This is a genomic window from Vibrio sp. 10N.222.51.C5 (assembly GCF_041474575.1).
GTDB classification, from domain to species: Bacteria; Pseudomonadota; Gammaproteobacteria; order Enterobacterales; family Vibrionaceae; genus Vibrio; species Vibrio crassostreae_C.
In genome coordinates, this window is record NZ_JBFRUJ010000044.1 from 16,014 (window position 1) to 35,071 (window position 19,058).

20 protein-coding genes and 1 pseudogene are annotated in these 19,058 nt (G+C 44.6%); 9 read left to right on the top strand and 12 right to left on the bottom strand.

All coding sequences use genetic code 11. From position 1 onward, the window contains the following. Positions 1–326 precede the first annotated feature (326 nt). The 4 genes from AB4558_RS13885 to AB4558_RS13900 form a co-directional block, all read right to left on the bottom strand. Positions 327–767: a PAS domain-containing protein gene (locus AB4558_RS13885; RefSeq protein WP_017062430.1), complete on the bottom strand. Its 441-nt coding sequence runs from the start codon at positions 765–767 to the stop codon at positions 327–329. A gap of 1 nt (position 768) precedes the next feature. Beyond that, positions 769–1,773, bottom strand: coding sequence for a response regulator (locus AB4558_RS13890; protein ID WP_372074271.1), 1,005 nt, complete (start codon positions 1,771–1,773; stop codon positions 769–771). 319 nt (positions 1,774–2,092) lie between these two features. Beyond that, the gene (locus tag AB4558_RS13895) at positions 2,093–2,338 is read right to left on the bottom strand and encodes a hypothetical protein (protein WP_010430578.1); all 246 of its coding nucleotides are present in this window, start codon (positions 2,336–2,338) and stop codon (positions 2,093–2,095) included. Between the two features lie 200 nt (positions 2,339–2,538). After that, on the bottom strand, positions 2,539–3,891 hold the full coding sequence (locus tag AB4558_RS13900; protein WP_372074268.1) for an MATE family efflux transporter: 1,353 nt from the start codon (positions 3,889–3,891) through the stop codon (positions 2,539–2,541). Between the two features lie 100 nt (positions 3,892–3,991). Here AB4558_RS13900 and AB4558_RS13905 point away from each other — a divergent pair, with 100 nt between their 5' ends. After that, positions 3,992–4,966 carry a LysR family transcriptional regulator gene (locus tag AB4558_RS13905; protein ID WP_017068435.1) on the top strand — a complete coding sequence of 325 codons (975 nt, stop codon included), beginning with the start codon at positions 3,992–3,994 and terminating at the stop codon, positions 4,964–4,966. A 42-nt stretch (positions 4,967–5,008) separates the two neighbouring features. Continuing rightward, positions 5,009–5,908, top strand: a complete 900-nt coding sequence (locus tag AB4558_RS13910; protein ID WP_372074267.1) for a DMT family transporter — start codon at positions 5,009–5,011, stop codon at positions 5,906–5,908. 157 nt (positions 5,909–6,065) lie between these two features. On the opposite strand, the gene AB4558_RS13915 is transcribed toward AB4558_RS13910, so the two are convergent. Next, positions 6,066–6,485 carry a VOC family protein gene (locus tag AB4558_RS13915; RefSeq protein ID WP_029224260.1) on the bottom strand — a complete coding sequence of 140 codons (420 nt, stop codon included), beginning with the start codon at positions 6,483–6,485 and terminating at the stop codon, positions 6,066–6,068. A 204-nt stretch (positions 6,486–6,689) separates the two neighbouring features. Next, positions 6,690–7,583, bottom strand: a complete 894-nt coding sequence (locus tag AB4558_RS13920) for a DMT family transporter (RefSeq protein WP_017065985.1) — start codon at positions 7,581–7,583, stop codon at positions 6,690–6,692. 299 nt (positions 7,584–7,882) lie between these two features. Here AB4558_RS13920 and AB4558_RS13925 point away from each other — a divergent pair, with 299 nt between their 5' ends. Next, positions 7,883–8,503, top strand: a complete 621-nt coding sequence (locus AB4558_RS13925) for a heme-binding beta-barrel domain-containing protein (protein WP_017062436.1) — start codon at positions 7,883–7,885, stop codon at positions 8,501–8,503. Between the two features lie 71 nt (positions 8,504–8,574). Here the strand turns inward: AB4558_RS13925 and AB4558_RS13930 are convergent, their stop codons facing one another. Then, the gene (locus AB4558_RS13930) at positions 8,575–9,555 is read right to left on the bottom strand and encodes a bile acid:sodium symporter family protein (RefSeq protein WP_372074265.1); all 981 of its coding nucleotides are present in this window, start codon (positions 9,553–9,555) and stop codon (positions 8,575–8,577) included. Positions 9,556–9,900: 345 nt separating this feature from the next. On the opposite strand from AB4558_RS13930, the gene AB4558_RS13935 reads away from it, so the two are divergent. After that, positions 9,901–10,167, top strand: a complete 267-nt coding sequence (locus AB4558_RS13935) for a DUF3081 domain-containing protein (RefSeq protein WP_372074263.1) — start codon at positions 9,901–9,903, stop codon at positions 10,165–10,167. Positions 10,168–10,201: 34 nt separating this feature from the next. Next, complete coding sequence (locus AB4558_RS13940; protein WP_372074261.1) at positions 10,202–10,813, top strand: CIA30 family protein; 612 nt, start codon at positions 10,202–10,204, stop codon at positions 10,811–10,813. A 113-nt stretch (positions 10,814–10,926) separates the two neighbouring features. Here AB4558_RS13940 and AB4558_RS13945 read toward each other — a convergent pair whose 3' ends face one another. Next, the gene (locus AB4558_RS13945) at positions 10,927–11,952 is read right to left on the bottom strand and encodes a zinc-binding alcohol dehydrogenase family protein (protein ID WP_372158872.1); all 1,026 of its coding nucleotides are present in this window, start codon (positions 11,950–11,952) and stop codon (positions 10,927–10,929) included. A gap of 199 nt (positions 11,953–12,151) precedes the next feature. Between AB4558_RS13945 and AB4558_RS13950 the strand changes: the two genes are divergently transcribed. After that, entirely contained in the window at positions 12,152–13,084 is a 933-nt protein-coding gene (locus tag AB4558_RS13950) for a LysR family transcriptional regulator (protein ID WP_372158873.1), read from the top strand. A gap of 148 nt (positions 13,085–13,232) precedes the next feature. Here the strand turns inward: AB4558_RS13950 and AB4558_RS13955 are convergent, their stop codons facing one another. Then, positions 13,233–13,619, bottom strand: a complete 387-nt coding sequence (locus AB4558_RS13955; protein ID WP_017068428.1) for a hypothetical protein — start codon at positions 13,617–13,619, stop codon at positions 13,233–13,235. Between the two features lie 424 nt (positions 13,620–14,043). On the opposite strand from AB4558_RS13955, the gene AB4558_RS13960 reads away from it, so the two are divergent. Continuing rightward, the gene (locus AB4558_RS13960; protein WP_372074255.1) at positions 14,044–15,027 is read left to right on the top strand and encodes a hypothetical protein; all 984 of its coding nucleotides are present in this window, start codon (positions 14,044–14,046) and stop codon (positions 15,025–15,027) included. 113 nt (positions 15,028–15,140) lie between these two features. Here the strand turns inward: AB4558_RS13960 and AB4558_RS13965 are convergent, their stop codons facing one another. After that, positions 15,141–16,334 (bottom strand): benzoate/H(+) symporter BenE family transporter, encoded by a 1,194-nt coding sequence (locus AB4558_RS13965; RefSeq protein WP_372074253.1) that lies wholly within the window; start codon positions 16,332–16,334, stop codon positions 15,141–15,143. Positions 16,335–16,431: 97 nt separating this feature from the next. On the opposite strand from AB4558_RS13965, the gene AB4558_RS13970 reads away from it, so the two are divergent. Then, the gene (locus tag AB4558_RS13970; RefSeq protein ID WP_372074251.1) at positions 16,432–16,998 is read left to right on the top strand and encodes a helix-turn-helix domain-containing protein; all 567 of its coding nucleotides are present in this window, start codon (positions 16,432–16,434) and stop codon (positions 16,996–16,998) included. Between the two features lie 113 nt (positions 16,999–17,111). Here AB4558_RS13970 and AB4558_RS13975 read toward each other — a convergent pair whose 3' ends face one another. After that, positions 17,112–18,161: a cysteine synthase A gene (locus AB4558_RS13975; RefSeq protein ID WP_372158874.1), complete on the bottom strand. Its 1,050-nt coding sequence runs from the start codon at positions 18,159–18,161 to the stop codon at positions 17,112–17,114. A 217-nt stretch (positions 18,162–18,378) separates the two neighbouring features. On the opposite strand from AB4558_RS13975, the gene AB4558_RS13980 reads away from it, so the two are divergent. Then, positions 18,379–18,546, top strand: coding sequence for a hypothetical protein (locus tag AB4558_RS13980; RefSeq protein ID WP_017062447.1), 168 nt, complete (start codon positions 18,379–18,381; stop codon positions 18,544–18,546). A gap of 326 nt (positions 18,547–18,872) precedes the next feature. On the opposite strand, the pseudogene AB4558_RS13985 reads toward AB4558_RS13980, so the two are convergent. Next, positions 18,873–19,058 (bottom strand): annotated as a pseudogene (locus tag AB4558_RS13985) (MBL fold metallo-hydrolase); the annotation flags it as partial.

A 19,058-nucleotide genomic window follows, 5' to 3' on the forward strand; every position in this document is an offset into this window, starting at 1 on the left:
CAGCCCTCTTTCATCAGCCCTGAAATTTATAAAGTACAAAGACAAGATCGATTAGCACGTTCGAAACTTGGATGAACGGGGGTAAAGTCCACAAAATATGGCAGGTTAGATGCGCTTATTTATGAGAACCCAGCGGATACAAGCCGCTGTTGATAGAGCCTAACAACAACTCGACTAAAGTTAACGAACACGGAACGCCTTTCTTTAGTTCGAACTCATTACTACAGGATCAGATACAAAAATGGCCAAGGGGATTAACCTTGGCCATTTTTATTTGGTTTTCAGAGTGCTCTTATAAGGCGATTCAATTTTCACCTTAAGGTACGTCAAGCCTTTTTCTGAGACATCAGAGCTTCAGCAGTCGCATCTTGAATCGACAAGAACAAGGATGTCACTTGCCCAGTTGGAGAACGCATCGGGTTAAGCGTGACGTTCTGATACATAAAGTCGGCTTGCTGAGTTACTGGCCTCACGTTGCGGCACTTAAACAGATAAGGCCTTTGTTGCCACGTTATGAAGCTACGGCAGCCTAGGTCATAAACCGGTTTTGTTTTAAGCCTAAACCACTCTTCAGGAATTTCAGGGAATAACTCAAAGATCGACTTACCGATCGCATCATGCGATTGCTTACCGCTATGGTGCGTCATGAAGCCATTCCAAACTTGTACCTGAAAGTCACGGTTAATGACCACCAGCCCCATATCGACGTTTTGAACCATGTCTACCATCCAGTGGAACTGTTCAAATTCAGCAGGAAGATTCAGCATATTAAAACTCCTCCATTAGGTAGGCCAATTTGTTGTCTAGAAGAGGCAGAGACTCATCAACGAACATAAATAGAAGATCACAACGGATGGACGTGCCGTCGATGTTGTAGCTGACTTCGAATGTCATGGTCTTTTTAAATGAGCCACTGGTATTTTCGATGACCGAGTCGATTGAGATATGTTGCCCTAACAGCACAGGAGAGCTCTGAAAGAAACGAACTTCTGATTGCTCCCCTAACCCATTCAAGAAAGAGCCGACTAAGATGTTCGATACATCCATCAACAACTCTAATTCTTCTAGCTGCTCGCTTTCTGTTGGCACCTTCATGAGCTTCTTAAGATCGCTCACACTGGAATCACTCAACAAAACTAGCGCTTCACCTGCAATGCCTTCTCCACTAAAGCCTTGGCAAACACCCGACACTTGGTCGTTATCCGCTAGGTCACGAAGTGCCATGTGCAATTCACTCACTTCGAAGATGTTAACGTTCGGCAGCGGTAGGTGAACAAACACATTAAAGTGACGAGCCAGTGCATCAGCGGCACGGCCTATCGCTACGTTCGCGACTTCCATATAGATATCGCGTCTGCGAAGTATTGGCAGTTCTAAAGCGGTTGGGGTAATGACTTGAGGTTGTTTTGGCGGCTCGACATGCTCACGTAAAATGGCTTTTAGCGCTTCTTTATCGATCGGCTTTTGCAAAAATGCTTTGGCGCCAAGATCCAGCACCTTCTGTTGTGCTTTTGGTTGTATGTCACCAGAAACAACGACAACTGGCGTGGTATCGCCTAAACGTTGCATCTCTTCCAATGTGCCATAGCCGTCTAATTCCGGCATGGTTAGGTCGAGGAACATCAATTTGAATTGGTTTTTAGCGAGCTCTTCAAGTGCATTAAGCCCATGAACAGCAAAAGTTATATCTGCATTTAGAGAACTAGGCAGTGACCGAGCCATCTGCTTCCTTGCTAACGCAGAATCATCACATATAAGAACTGGGAACGACATAAATGCACCACTGACAAATTAAAGCTAATTCGACCGAGTGTAACAGAACATTATGGTATCAGGCACGGGGTGAATGGATTTATGTGCAGATTATTAGTAAGAATGATGAAACAGGTGGGTAAGCTATTATTTCGCATTATTCTTCATGAAAAACAATATGCTACAAAGGTAATAGCCAATCCTTGCTGTTGAGTAATAGCACTATTATATTTAACAGCAGCCTTAACAAGCGGGTTTATTAAGGCTCGACTGACTCATTCATTGAACGGCTTTATGTAGCCATGATAGAGAGCTATCCAACAAAGCTAATGCAAGAGAACTAGAACTGATATGAAGGCCATAAAATCAGTAATGCGAAACGTATGATCACAGCAAATACCAACAACGCGATCCCCAGGCGATACCATTTGTATTCGGCGATGTTCATTGGGATACGCTTGTAGAACATCGTAATCACGCCTTTCCAATCGCTACTGCGTCTTCCGTACTGCATCATGCTCGTCAAAACAAACAGTGCGCCAAGCACTAACATTCCTTTTTCAGCCCAGAACAATCCAACTTCCATTTGTGTATTCCTTGATAAAACGGTGAGCAACTCAAATCATTCTAGTCACCTTTTAGCTCGGTTTCTGTAAGACCAAGGTCTAAATTACGAAGTACGCAATTTAGGGCTTATAGGTCATTGTTGGTAATTGATAGTTCTCGGTCAGCAATACAACGTTTATCGTTCAAGGTTCCATGGTAAAGGCGAGCATCACAAGCAAATCACGTATAAGCATGATTCGACAAATCTGGAGATTGGTTGTTCTTTTGAATGACACGCATCAATTGGATAAGCAGCAGAATACCTGTCACGCCTAAGCCAACACCGATTCCGCCCCAAATCCCTGCCAATTCGAACTTAGGCATCAAATACCAAGCCGCAGGCAAGCCAAATACCCAGTAACCGATGGCAGTCATCACGGTTGGCATAGAGACAATCTTCATGCCTCTTAGCAGGTTAATCGCCAGTAGCTGCCAAGCATCAACAATAAAGCACAAAGCAACGACCCAAATCACAGAAGCCAGTAGTGAAGTCATTGCACCCGTGCCATCGTCTAACTTGAAGATAGAAGCGATCATCTCAGGCCATATAATGAACACGGCCGACAACGCCACACTCAACACCGACACCAATATAAAGCTTTGAATCGAGGTTCTTTTGATGCCTTCGTAGTTGCCCGCGCCATAATCACGGCCTACTAAAATTGCGGCAGCTTGCGAGAAACCGAAGTTGAAGTTCCACGTAAAGCTTAAGCATTGCAGCAAGATTTGGTGCAGCGCTAGAGAAGCAATACTGATCGTCCCTGCCATCAAAGTGCCGCCGTAAATAAGGCCATGCTCAAGTAATGCTGCCAAGCCGATAGGTAAACCCATCATTAAAAGCGGGCTCATCAACTTGATTGAATACTCTTCTGTGTTTAACCAAGGGGCGAACTGCTTGAATTCGTCACGTTTGAATACCCAAACCGTGTATCCAACCATCACGATAAATGCCGCGATAGCCGTACCTAGCCCTAAACCTGTTAAACCCATGTCTAATTGGAAGGTTAAGAAGTAGCTGACTGGCACATTCAGAATTACGGTGATAATAGACATCACCAGAATAGAACGCACATTGCCAAACGCACTGGTTAAGCCACGAAGTACCAACAAGATAAGCGAAGGCAACATTACCCACTTCAAAGCATGGACATATTCCATGGCTAAAGTGATCACTTCTGGTGGCTGTTTGGCTGCTTCTAATACCAACGGAGCAAACCAGAAGCTGGCCATTAAGGTCACGCTGAGCACGAATGCCAACATGGTTGCGCCTTTCACCGCCAATCTAATTTGAGTATTACCAAACTCAGGGCGAGCTACTCGCTGACCATAAGCGATCGCAATCAAATTCGCGACACAACCCACGGTGCTGCTCGCAATAATGAAGATGAAAAAGTAGATTGAGGCACCTAAGCCACCAGCCGCAAGGGCTGACACACTGATACGCGACATCATCCAAACATCAGTAAGGACTAAAGCCATAGAGATCAGCTGTGAAATGATCAAAGGGAATGCAAGAGTGAGTATTTTTTTCATGAGCGCCTCAGTTAATTTCGCCCAAAATACGATCGATGAGGCTGGCGTTCAATTGATAAATTTGCGACTCTAACATTCCATAAACTCATGCGAACGAATTATGACCCCATATCCTAGCTTGCCATCATCACATAATGGCTTAAAAGCCTTTGAAGCTGCCGCAAGGCTGATGAGCTTTACTCTGGCTGCCGAAGAGCTGCATGTGACACAAAGTGCGATCAGCCGACAGATCAAACAGCTTGAAGATGAGTTAAACGCATCACTGGTTATTCGTAAGCATCGAGCCATAGAATTAACGGTACAAGGTCATGATTTGTATGTCGCTTTGCGAGAAAGCTACGGTAATATCGAAGCTGTTATCGCCTCTTGGAGTGAGCCCAAGCAGAAGCGTATCGTGATCAAAGCGACTCTGAGTTTCGCGACGCGAGTATTGATCTCCAAAGTTCGGGAATTAAACGAGCGTTATCAAGATCATGAGATAGTCATTGTTCCTGTGATTGAGGAAGACGAATCGATTAATAGTAGTGAGTATGATCTACTGATCTTCCACACGCGTTTCAAAAAACGCTATGACAAGGCACCTGACATTACCTTCTTGCGTGAAGAGTTCATGGCGCCGGTTTGCTCTACTAGTTTAACCACCAAAGACACCGACCTCGATTCAATCTTAACCTTGCCAAGGCTGCATCCAACCTTAGATCATCACGACTGGAAAGTGTGGCTGGCCGATGTTGAATTCCCACCAAAGAAACCTGTCAGAAATACCAGCTTCTTGTCTTTAGATATGGCGCTCAGTGCCTGTCTATCCGGTGAAGGGGTTACGGTCACGGATCTGTTGTTAGTTCAACAAGATCTCCAACGAGGCTTCTTGTACTGCCCTAGAAATGCAAAAATCCAACACAGTGCTTGGACTTACTTCATGCACCAGCGTAGTCACACGCCTATCATCAACGACCTTATTGAATGGCTTAGAGAAGAGACAACAAAAGAGATCGAGTTGCTGAAAGTACTCGCACAGCAATATCAATGGTTTGGTGTAATAGAACAGGACAAAGACTTTGGTCGGCTCTTCTAAACTAAGTTATGATTCCTGTTCCCTCAACCGATTGATATTTTTATGCCTTCTTTCTCTTTTTTAATGATCCCTGTTGGGGTTAGGTTCATGATCCTCTCTGCTTTTGGATTCGCACTGATGTCTGCGTGTGTGAAATACATCAGCAACTACGGCATACCTGTATTCGAGATTGTTGCAGCAAGGGCTTTGGTGTCTTTGATCATCAGTTATATCGACGTTAAGCGAAAAGGCATTTCGATCTGGGGAAATAACAAACCTTTGTTGTTTGTTCGAGGCGCAGTTGGTACAGCAGCCTTGATGTGTGTTTACTACGCTGTGACCACTTTGCCATTAGCCGAAGCGACCATTCTACAATACGTTCACCCTGTATTTACCGCCCTACTTGGCGTGCTATTTCTGAAAGAGCGCGTCCAAAAATCGACCATGATCTGCATTGCGTTCTGCTTAGCAGGGCTATTAGTAATGGTTCAGCCAAGCATGAACAGTGGCGCGAGCAGCGAATTACCGCTATTCAGCATTATGGTGGCGTTATGTGGCGCATTTGGTAGCTCAATTGCTTATGTGATTGTGAGAAAGCTTAGCCAAACGGAAGATAGCTCAGTGATCATCTTCTACTTCCCTCTGGTTGCTCTCCCAATCTCAACCGCCCTTATCTGGAACGACTTTGTGTGGCCTAGTTTGTTCTTAACCATGATGTTGGTTCTGGTCGGGATTTTCACACAAATAGGCCAATACGGTTTAACCAAAGCGATGCAAACCCAAGCAGCAGGCAAGGCTTCAGCTTACTCTTACGTTCAGATCGTATTCTCAGCACTGTTAGGCGTGTGGATCTTCAATGAGATTCCATCAATTGGGACTTATCTAGGTGGTGGTCTAATCGTGACTGGCGCGCTAATCAATGTGTTTGGCAAACAACTGTTGGTGCCGTTTAAAGCTAAGTAAACACCAGCGAAAAGAGCTCAACATCAGTTAGCTAATCAGCGATTAAATAGAACGAAAAAGGGCATTGCGGATTATTCCACGATGCCCTTTTCTATAAATATTCTCTAACGTGTTTTCATGCCGCTAACCAACTTTAATAAAGCGGCGTATTACGTGATTAACTTGTGGCATTTCGTAACTTGGGATCATCACTCAAATACTCAACAAACTCGATTTCAAAACCTGCCGGATCCACAAAATAGACGTTTTTTCGATAAGGTTCTTCGGCGCCGGGTTTGGCAATAGGGAAGCCCGCATCAACAAGCCGCTTGGTTACGCTTTCGATATTATTGGTCACATAAGCGAAGTGCGCGAGGCCAACAGAATGCCCCGCCAAATCTCTATTTTCACCTTCACCGTGATCACTTATTGCGATGTATTGGTACTCGTCGCCAAAATGCAGCCAGTTACGTGGCTTACCTGACCACTCCCCTTTTCCCTCGTCACGGACATACCAATGAGGGAACGCCGCTTTATAGAAAACCAGCATTTCTGGGATGTCTTTTACCACTAAATTCACATGTTCAAGTTGGATCATTCATCTCTCCTTAAAGTATTCTCGTAAGCAACGTTGCATATCCTAATACCTCAAGTTAAGTTGAGGTAAAGCACTAATTTGCATTTATTTCGAGAACGTCTTTAGAGCCCAAATTGTCGTATTTGATGCGATACAAACCCTAAGTTTAGACGACCTTCCCTGATGTGGTTTATTTGGAATCCAGAATGACTGAGAGACAAGCCGCTATGGTTTAGGCGGAGTAACCTCAACTTCTAAAGCGGCTCGGTCTCTCCACTTGAAAACCTTCTTCCATTTAATCGGCATCATTGGAATAACGATGAGACTAATGCCCACCAGCGTCAGGATGTCTGGAATCTCATCGAACCACATAACACCAAACAATGTTACGAACACCAACCCAGAATATTCGGCGAGCGCAATCTGGTTGGCCGGTGCTTTTTTGTAAGCCACCACCACAAGCGCATGGTATCCAAGTACGAACAAGTTGATTGCCATGATCCAACCAACATGACGCCATTCGAGCGCAGACCAAGTTGGCAGCGCTAATGCCAGTGCAAGTGGCAGAGTCATAATGCTGGTCCAGAACAGAGTTGAGATGATGTGTTGCTCTGCATTCAAGCGTTTAATCAAGATATTACCCACGCCCATCGCAAGCGCACTGCCTAGCCCAGCAATCGCCGCCCAATGAAATTGTTCAGGGCGTAACACGATTAATACGCCCACAAAACCAATCAGGGTCGCGATCACTTTTGAAGATGTCGGCCTTTCTTTCAACAGCACGATCGACAAAGGCAGCATAAGGATTGGTCCAACGTAGAACATCGCGTTTGCTGTCGCCAAAGTAAGGTGTGTAATGGCGATCATCGCGCAGCCACTCCCCACTAAGATAAATTGAGCCCTTAAGAAGTTGATTCGGCAACCGCCTTTCATACGCGTCTCTCTCGGTAACTTTAACCAAAATGGAAGCAACAAGATCACGCTCAATAGCTGACGGATAAACACGTACTGGAACGTAGGGACTTCGCCATTCAGTATCTTCAATGATACGTCTGAAAAAGACGCAAGTAGGTTTGCGAGCACCAAAAGCAAAATGGCGTGGTTAACAGCTTTATTCATACAGAAGTAAGATTACACATTTGTCATACAATTATGGGCGCACATCATACATGAGAATTTGAAATGTGTAATAGCAAAATTAATAAGGCTCAGACTAATGCAATTTTGAATTAAACCTCGATGAACAAATCACAGCTATTCGTTCAATATTTAGCCGCATTAATATTCTCTTATTGACTGATACATCAAGTTACAAATCGCTTTCATATTAACCAAGAACACTGATCTGGGTTAATAAATTGGCTTCACAATAACCTTACTTTTAATGTGGTCAGATAATTACAAAAAAGGAAGTTAAAGTGAAAAAATTATTAGCACTTGGTATCGCAGCGGTAATCTCGGCTCCAGCAGTAGCCGACCACAACACAATCAATGGTATGGATTTTGGTCCACTCGCAAAGTTAGTCGGCACATGGAAATCAGTCGAAACTGGCGGCGTTGATATTTCTCCAGGCCAAGAAGGCACAGAAGTGGGTGCAGGTGGTCCCGCGGTTACACCATTCTATGAAGTAATGACGTTTGAGGTTGCGGCAGATGCAACCAATGCCAGCGATCAATATCTGGTTGCTCTGTACTACAAACAAGAAGTATTCAGAAAGGCCGACGACTCTAAGTTCCACGATCAACGTGGCTACTTCATCTACGACCAAAAAAATCAGGTCGTCTACAACTCTTACTGCGTACCACGCACCACATGTGTCACCGCAGAAGGCCCTGCTGGCGATACAATGACGTTAGTTGCGTCTAAGCGTGGCATCGCTGAGTCCGAATACATGACGGACAACGCAACCACCACGGGCTTCACGATGAACATTAGCATTTCAGACGATACGCTGACGTACTCTCAAACAACAGGCTTAGAGATCTACGACAACGCATTTGCTCATACAGATTCAAGCACTCTAATTAAAGTGAAGTAGATTCAAATACAAACGCCTTTCACAGCGAAGTGAAAGGCGTTTTTCTGTTGTACTTGTAACAACAAACAAGTTTAACTAGATTGTGTATCAACCTTGGCGTAACGGTTGGCTAGCACTGCACAGTAAAAGATCTGAATCGGGTGATAAAGCATGATTGGTAGTAATATCATCCCTAGATTAGGGTTGTGAGCAAAGATCACCTTAGCCATAGGAATACCTGCCGCTAAGGTCTTCTTAGTACCACAGAATACTGCCGCGACTTCATCTTGATGATTGAATCCAACCTTTCGGGCACTCCATTGAATGCCGTGTACCATCACCATCAATACCACTAAACAAATCACCGCTGACAGCAACAACAGCATTGGTGAAAAGTCGCTCCAAATACCGTGTTCAATAGAGTCACAGAAAGCACTGTAGACGATCAGAAGTATCACGTATTTATCTAACTTATTGACCACTGACTTGTGTTTCTGAGTCCGTTCAAAAAGTAACGGGCGCATCAACTGGCCGACAATCATTGGCAATAGCAGCATTTTAGATATAGAGATCACCGATTCCATCAGGTTTAGCTCTGCACCTTCCAACCCCATAAAGAGCTGGATCAGTAGAGGCGTAATGAACACGCCTAAAATACTAGAAAGTGATGCATTGAATATCGCACCCGGTAGGTTTCCTTTTCCAATCACCGTCATCGCGACCGAAGACGAAATCGTACTCGGTAATACGAAGAGGTAACAGAAACCAAAGGCCAGAGCTGCTGGCATATAAGCGACAAAGCCTTGCCCGAATATCACCCAAAGCAGTGGGTAAACTAAGAATGTCGCGCTTTGTACAAAAACATGCAGCTTCCAATTCGAAAGCCCCTCAAGAATGGCTTTGGGAGACAAACCCAAACCGTGTAAGAAAAACACCAAAGCGATGCCGAGAACAGTCACCGTATCGAGATGAAGTACCCCACCCGATTTGCCCCAATCCGGCGTAAAAACAGCAACGACCATAGCCACCACCATCCCTACAAGAAACCATTCCTTTTTCAGTTTTTCTATCATGTTGACACGCACTTTCTGTAGATTCCATTTCAGCCAATAACAAGGCTCCGATGCTATTTATCCTATCGACTCTAATTTTAATTAACCACCATAAACGCAAATTAAGCTCGTCTTTATCTTGAGGGTTAACGTTGTTATTCGAGTTTGTTACGCACGCTTCGCTCTGGATTGAACAGATGTATGGAATGATGATGAAATATTAGAAAACAGCGGTTTATCGAGAAGGTAAGACCCTTTCAGTGATCGGGGCACAGAGGTAAGCCGTAAGGATATGAAAGAAAGACGTAGGCAATCTAAACACCAAAGATCAGCCTATTCTCAAAGATGACGCAGCGGGAGTAACACATGGACAACAGAATCACCATTATTGAATTTCTCAGAGTATTTGAGTTTATTCGCTCTTCCGGTGAGCAACGGGACAACAAATATCTAGTTGGCGAAATGACGGCTTGGCATGATTACGACGGTTACACCTGTTGGCTAAGCTATAAAGACGTCACGGTGACGCTGATGTTTCACGGTTCGCTAAAAATTGAGTACGGCAACGCTTCAAATTACTCTGAATTTATTGAGCATTGTATGGGTATGCTTGCCACTGAACCTTCTCCATAAAACGCGAACAGACTAACGGCTAACGGAGACAATCATGAACGAAACGGCTTCATTGCTTAAGCGAAGACACCCTTTGTGGCTAGTACTCAGCCTCTCCTTTTTATGGTCTCAAGTATCTGTAGCAGGCATAGGTATGATTGATTTTATACAACCGAACGAACACAAGAATTGGACAGCGACCAACGACGATGTAATGGGTGGCATCTCTACAGGCGAGCTCATTTATCTTGATGATATGAGTCGATTTAGGGGCGAGCTATCGTTAGAAAATAATGGTGGTTTCAGTTCTGTAAAGCGCTCCATTAAATCACCAGCCCATGAAATAGATAGCGCAGAGCTAGTATTCGTTGGTGATGGTCGCACTTACCAACTGAGGCTCACAACATCGAAAGATGGTAATCGAGTTCATTACAAACACGATTTCGATACGATAAAGGGAGTGCGGCTTAACAAGGTGTTCCACTTCAATGATTTTCAAGCGGTGTTCAGAGGTCGGCTACTGAGCGATGCGCCGGAACTTAAGGCACGAGACATCAAACAAATAGTTTTTTTGATTGCGGACAAAGAGCCCTCGCCTTTTGAGCTAGACCTAATACAGCTTCACTTCAGAACATCGAAACCTATCACATCACCAGAAGCTGACTAAACTGAAAACAAACAAAAGCCCCTGAAACCTTTTGACTAGCAATCAGATATCAGGGGCTTCTTCTATTTAAACCGTCAACAATTCAAAACAACGACGGATTAAAACATCAGCAATTAGTATTTGATGGCAGTTTTACCAATCGAGGCACTGCTCTCAATGCGTTGGTGTGCATCTTTGATTGTATCCACACTAAAGCCATTTAGGGTCGTGGTTAGAGTCGTTTTAATACGGCCCGAATCAATCAGATTCGCGGCTTGGAATAGGATGTCTTGCTGCTTCTGGATATCTTCGGTGTTAAACAATGAACGCGTGAACATCAGCTCCCAAACAAAGCCTGCTGATTTTCCTTGCAGCGCTGATAAGTCAATGCCACCATCAAATTCAACAATCGAACTGATCATGCCTTGCGGTGCGATCAACTCAACCATCGCATCCCAGTGCCCTTTTGTATCAGCAACATTGAAAATGTAGTCAACATGTTGAATGCCTTGCTCTCGCACAGACTCGACAAGGTTACGGTGGTTCACCACATAGTCCGCTCCCATATCTCTTACCCACTGCTCCGTTTCAGGTCTTGAAGCTGTTGCGATAACATTTAGGTTGGTCAGTTGCTTAGCCAGTTGAATCGTAATTGAACCAACGCCGCCCGCTCCACCAATGATCAGGATAGACTTTTTCTCTTCAGGACGAACACGCAAGCGGTCAAACAACGCTTCCCATGCTGTAAGCGTCGCTAGTGGCATAACGGCTGCAGCTTCATCAGAAAGGCTCTTAGGCGCTTTAGCGGTAATACGGTAGTCCACAGCTTGGTATTCTGCGTTAGCCCCCATGCGTGTTACGTCACCCGCATAGTACACACGGTCACCGACTTCGAAGCCTTCAACGTCAGCACCTTTACCAACAACTTCACCGACTGCGTCATAGCCCAGCACTTTTGGCTGCTCAAGAGTTTTGTCTTTGGCATTACGAATACGAATTTTAGCGTCAGCAGGATTGATAGAAGTCGCGCTCACTTTTACCAGCAAGTCATTATTTTTTAGTTCTGGCAGACTCGTTTCAAACTCAAATAAACTGTCTTGCTCTGTAATCGCAAGTGATTGAGTAAATCCGATTGCTTTCATTGTTAATGGTAATGACATGATACTTCTCCTTAAATTCGATAATTGAATCTTAGAGAATTCTCGCTTTAGATAAACAGCCTAATATACATCTTATTATCAAATGATTTTTGATAATAAGATGTATATGCGCAGGAAAAATACTAAGATTAGCAATTTGAAAATGCCTAATTTATGGGTAACCGAACAACTGATTCAAGGTTCAGAACAGGGAAACGAAATGCTTCTTGAAGACTTACAGGTCATTTTGAAAGTGGCGGAGTTTCGCAGTATCACCGCTGCAGCCACCAACCTCGATATGCGTACTGCCACAGCAAGTGCAGCGGTAAAACGTGTTGAAGCGGCACTCGGTGCGGAGTTATTTGTAAGAACCACGCGCCACCTAAGGCTCTCTTCAGCTGGCGAGCGTTATTTACCGGAATGCGAACAAGCCTTGAAGATGTTGGAGCAAGCAAAGCTCAATATGCGCGAAGAGCTCGGTATTCTTGACGGTGAAATTCGCATTGCGCTTTCATCGGATCTAGGGCGCAACCTAATTACACCTTGGCTTGATGAGTTCTTGCTTGAATATCCAAAGGCGACGCTTCGTACTAGCATCAGCGATAGCAATATCGACTTCTACCGAGATTCCGTCGATATGGCGCTGCGTTACGGTTCCCCAACCGATGCGAACATGTATGGTTTCAAGATATGCGATGTGCCGAGGATATTGTGTGCGGCTCCTGAATACTTGGCTGAAATGGGCGCACCAAAGCACCCGAGTGACTTAGCGCAGCACAATGGGTTGCTTTACCAACTCCATGACATGTTGCAAGACGAGTGGGTGTTTAACGATGGTACTCAAGATCATAAAGTGAAACTAAAAGGAAATCGCGCTTCGAACGACGCAGACCTTGTAAGGCGTTGGTGTATCGCGGGTAAAGGGGTGGCAATAAAATCTTGTTTAGACATGTCACCTCATCTGCTTTCAGGTGAAGTGGTTAAAGTTATGTCTGAGTTTAAGCCGACCCCTACCGAGCTGTGGTTAGTGTGTCCAAGTCGTCAATCCATCACCCCGACTGTTCGTCTACTGAGAGATTTATTCAGAGAGAAGACCGCTGAGATCCTTTCGCAACTGAGCAAACAAGGCATTATAGAAAGCACAACATCTTAAGATTGAATGCCGCTTAAAGATAAGAAACAGAGAGACAAAAAAGGCGTTAGCGAACTTCAATTCGCTAACGCCTTTCATCATTAGAACATCATAGCTTCATGATGAACCTTAATAAGAGTACTTAGCTTAATACTCTTAATACAAGAGCTTAGTTTGACTCGTCTTCAACATCGCAGTCTGCACAGCACTGAAGAGCAATCTCATGTTCGAAGGTGATAGTGTCTTTACCATCTTCTACTAGCTCTGCGATTTCGTCTGCCACTTCTTTTTCATCATCCGCTTCGATTCCGCTTTCTAATTCTTCTTCTGAATAACCAAAGAAGTTAAGCAGTAAGTACTCGCGAGCTTCTTCTTTCGTGCAAACCACGTCTGCAGAAAGATCAGGAGTAACCTCGCCTTGTGCAAGTGTCGCTGTCACTTGTGCGATAGCATCGTCTTTCATCGCAGGCGTTAACCAACCAAGATCAGTACTTACTGTCGTTTTTTTACAGTCGAAGCAAGGCAGTTGGTGAAAGTAGTATTGAAAGGTAGTCATAGGTAAATTCTTCTTTAAATGTTGTATAGCGAGATTATGCGCGTTTTGTAGCAAAATACTATCTCAATCACAACCTGAAACCGCTTCATGCTGAGTATTTTTACCAGCGCCGCGCAAGCTGATGTGATCATTCGATAAAAGCGCTGTTTTACCTATGCTTACTCAGATTTACGCTTGTTTACATTTGTACGGGTAATATATGCCTCATCAAATAATAAGCGTGGTACCTCACAATTGCTTTGGCTCTTGCTTAGTTTCGTCGTTCCAGCTATCAGCTATGAGTTCACGGCTTACTTAACTACTTAGCTACTTAGCTACTTAGCTCGGATTTGTTTGAAATAGCTTTGTTTTCAATTAATTTACTTGCACTTCGCTTATTTTGAACCACGCTTATTTAAATCAGCCCTTCTCGGATACCCAATCAATGCTCATCACAAAATATCAAGCCCTTGCCCTTTCATCGGTTGCTTTGCTCGCTACAGGCTGCTCACCATCATCAGATACGCCTTCGGTCAGCAACATCAGTGATTACCAAGGCTCAGCGAGTATTACTCAGGGTGTGGCGACCACCGTTGAATCGAATCTCTTTGAGTGTGCAAACGGACGTAGCCGAGTGGCGGGCGTCGGGGAGATTACGGACTCAGAAGGAAAGGTTTGGACGGTTCCAGCCAAAAACAACTTTTCAACAGGGCCGAAAGCCTTTGATCTTTATGAAGAGTGCTCAAACACCACGCCAAGCAGCCTAGCCGAAGTCGATCAAAGCTCTGTACCGGTAGCTGTTGTGGATCAAGACGGTGAGGAAATAACAGGTTATATTTTTGCCGATAACTATTTCGAACTTTATATCAACGGCAAGTTAATCGCGGTAGACACCGTTCCTTTCACACCGTTTAACTCAAACATCGTCAAATTTAAGGTGAAGAAGCCTTACACGATTGCGGTGAAAGTGATTGATTGGGAAGAAAACCTAGGTCTTGGCAGCGAAGATAACCGCGGAAAGGCATACCACGCTGGTGATGGTGGCTTTATCGCGAGCTTTAGTGACGGAACCGTGACAGGTCCAGACTGGCAAGCACAAACCTTTTATACCTCACCGATTTATGACCTGACTTGTTTGAGTGAAGTGGACGGGAAGCGTCTTTCTGAAAGCTGCACCACGGAAGGAACTGACCACGGTCAAGATGCCTACGCCGCTCATTGGGAAACACCAACCAACTGGATGAACCAAGAGTTCGATTCAACATCTTGGCCTCTAGCATCGGTATATTCAGAAGACGATATTGGCGTGAACAATAAAAAAGCGTACATGAACTTTATCGAAAAATTCAGTGGTGCTGGCGCAAGCTTTATCTGGTCGACAAATGTCGTTCTCGATAATGAAGTGCTACTGAGATACGAAGTTAAGTAGCTTTATTCCTTTGTAAGCAAGCCCAGTCACGAGTATGACTGGGCTTACTACTCAAACAACTTGCTGATGTTTCTAATTCACAGCGAACCTGATCCTAATCTTGGGTCGCTTGATTACGACGAAGTTTGCGAAGTCTTGTTTGCTCCACGCGACTTAGCTTTGTAATTGTGTAACCAGCAACAAAACAACCCGATGCACAAACCCCAAAATGCGCTACCGATTCCCAGTAAATTGGTGCCAGAAGCGGTGAATAAGAAAGTAAGCAGTGCGGGTTCTCTGTAGTGACTGTCTGCCATTGATACCGCAAGGCAATTCATCAAGGTGGGCATCACCGCTAAGCCAGCAACCGCAATGACAATCTCGGAGGGTACGGCGCTAAACAGCGACACAAATGACATCCCCATCACACCAGCTAACAAGTAAAACCCGCCCATACAGATCCCAGCCATATAACGTGTCTTGGGGTTACTATCCGCATTCGGGCCCATACAAATAGCGCCCGTAATCGCTGCAAGGTTATACGCAAAGCCACCAAACGGTGCGAAGATCAAACCTGTTACCCCGGTGGTGGTAATGATCTTCGATGAATCAACTTGGTATCCGTTCGCTTTTAGAACCGCAAATCCCGGTAAGTTCTGTGAAGCCATCGTCACTATAAACAATGGGATACCAACACTAAACAACGAAAAGAACTCAAAATCGGGCGAAATGAACACTGGGGTCGTTAATCCCATAGTCACCTGACTAACATCGAGTTTGCCAAAACCCACACACATGACCAATGCGATGATGAAAATGCTTGGGATCAGTAAATTTCCTAACCGCGCTTTCGCCAGAATAAATACAGCGAGCATGACCGCTACGACTTGTGCCTCTTCCATTAGCGACGTGAACAAACCCAAACCGAATTGCAATAGAATCCCCGCGAGCATCGCTGAGGCAATCGATGTTGGGATCTGTTTTAGGACTTTCTCAAATACCCCCGCCAATCCAACCAACGTGATCAACATCGAACTGAACAAAAACACGGCCACAGCCTGATTCATTGTCAGCCCTTCAAGAGATGTGATTAACAACGCCGCTCCAGGCGTCGACCACGCTGTAACCACAGGCTTCTTGTAATGAAACGAGAGCAGTATTGTGGTTATCCCCATGCCAATTCCCAACGCCCAAAACCATGACGCCACTTGTTCTTCGGTTGCTCCAGCACTCATTGCCGCTTGGAAAATAATCGCCGCGGCGCTCGCATAACCAATGAAAACAGCGATAAAGCCGGTACTGACGTGAGAAAATTTTAGCTTAGTCATGTTAATCTCTTCCTGCGTGCGTTATAACGTCCATAGACCAAACCTAGCACCGTGCGCTATAACGCACAACTTATTTGTAAAAACTTGTAGAGAAAATATGCAAACAGAAATTAAAGTTGGCGTTAACTTGAAACGCCTTCGCCAAGAAAAAGGCTGGAGCTTAGACAAAACAGCGAAAGCAACAGGCGTGAGTAAAGCAATGCTAGGACAAATTGAACGTGGAGAATCCAGCCCGACAGTCGCTAAGCTCTGGCAAATAGCTTCTGGGTTCGAGGTGTCACTTTCAAGCTTTATCACTGCTAGCCCAAACAGTGAACTGACGAGTTTATTCAGAGATGCAAACGAACTAAGACATGAGGAATACAACATTGGCTTTTTCGTCAGTTTGTTGTTTCCTTTTGAGGAAGCACTAGGATTTGAAATATTCGAACTCACCCTAGCACCCGATTACCAGCATGAATCCGCCCCACATAACGCAGGCGTCACTGAGCACATCTTATGCATTTCAGGAGAGATGGCCGTGATGTTTGATGATGAGTGGCATACGTTACGCGCAGGACAAGCTGTTCGCTTTAATGCTAACCAGACCCATGCCTACAAAAATATCGGTGAAGGAAACGCCGTATTTCATAATGTGATTCACTACCCTAATAACAAGCAATAGTGCCGGTTCTGGCGCTAACAGATGTTTAGCTCTAACCGGATGTTTAGCGCTAACGGATATCCATCGCTAACGAAAGAGCTGGCAGACCACTGGCTGTTACTAACTTAAAGCGACTATACGTTGACGACCATGCTGCCATCTTCGGCTTGACAACGAGCCCATAGTTGAGAGAGGTTTTCTTTATTAAGCTGTATCTCTTTTTCTTTCAGAAACGTTTCGTTGTGCAGCTTCGAATACGAGCGCTCAGCAAGGTCACAGCTAAATGTAACGATGGTTTTCCCTTTCCCCATTCTAGCCGCAACGTATAGCGCACCTGCTACGTTCAACGACGAACTGCTTCCTAGAAGAATACCGTCATGTTCCGCAACAAGGCGGGATATCGTCACCAAATCCTGATCGGGAAGCGTGATGGCACGATTGATTTTTGCCTGCCTGAAATTTTCAACCGTTCGCATGATCCCTATGCCTTCCGTGAACGAACTTCCCGTTGATTGATAGTGTCCATTACGTAGAAACGAATAAATGCCGGACCCATTTGGGTCAACTAACCAAGTTTCGAGATTGGGTTGCTGCTCAGATAGATAGTGTGAGTTTCCGGCAATGGTTCCACCCGTCCCCACCACTGAAACTAGAGCATCAATATTCCCCTGTGTTTGCTGCCAGATCTCAGGTCCAGTATTTAAATAGTGCGCTCGATAATTACTGAGATTTTCAAACTGATCTGCCCACCAATAACTCTCATTTTCGACACCAATCCGCTTAGCCGTGTGGTAAAAATGTTCAGAGTTTGCAAAAGGACAAGGGTCGACCAATAACAGTTCAGCGTTATAAAGCGAGATCATACGCTCTTTCTCTTGTGCCTGCCCTTTTGGCATCACCACCAACATTTTGTAACCGAGGGATTTAGCTACTAGAGCAAGGCCTATTCCCGTATTACCAGCAGTACCTTCGACGATTGTCATTCCCGGCTTAAGCTTACCGGCTTCCATTGCATCCATAACCAACTGAAGTGCCGCTCTATCTTTAATCGAACCACCCGGGTTCTGGTGTTCGCACTTAATAAGAATCTCACAACCTGATATCTCTGAAAGACTGTTGATTCTAACAAGATCGGTATCGCCAATCAGTTCACTGAGATTGTTTGCAATATGGGCAGATGACATCGCGACTCCATTTATTTGTTGAGGATAAGTCTGTTCATCGATTGGGTTGTCGATGATCATAAGCGTAGCTCTGGGGTCTGCTTAGTCAAGAAGTGCCGGAATTGAAAAGACTCTCATTTTCCAAATAGCAATTATAATTAGGGGTGACCGATTAGATTGAGGGCAAAAAAATGTTTCTAAAAGAGAAAAAACCGGTGACCTCGTTGATGTAACTGAAATGACCAAATTAACCAACTTATTTCAAGACAGTATCGAAGGTCGGTTTCAAGCAGGCGAAGAACAGCAAGACCCTGAGATGTTTAAAAAGTCCGAACTGATGTTTATGTCAGGGGAAGAGTTACCTCGATGCTGGACAGATCCAAACTACCGCTCAGGGACTAAATAACCTTAGCGCTTCCAGATCACCCGATGAGTCGCAATTTAAGCTCTGTTCTAAAACTGTTTCACGATCGCCTTGTAGGCTATCCCCCTGTTAAAACATTCAGACGCATCTTTACTAGACACAAAAAGCGAGCCACTTGGGCTCGCTTTTGATTGTCTTTTTCTTGCTTAGACTTCAGTTCAGATTACAGAAGTTCTACCGACTGTTGAGCAATCACGAATTCTTCGTTGGTTGGCAAGCTATTATAATCGCACCTATTAACACGGGTTTGGACAGAAATCATTTAGACTATTTACTTAAATCGGGAGTCACCGGATTAGTTCAGGTATCTAAAACTCCAAGGTCTCACCATCAGCAGGAATAAGGACTTTATCTGACAAACCGTTTTTATCAATTGCTTCTTTAAGAATTGGTCGAGTCACTGCACAGTGATTGAGTGCCTCCATATGGTTCGCAACCACCTTATTAGGGGAAAGGCGAATAAACTCCATGACCTCATCAATAGACATCAATAA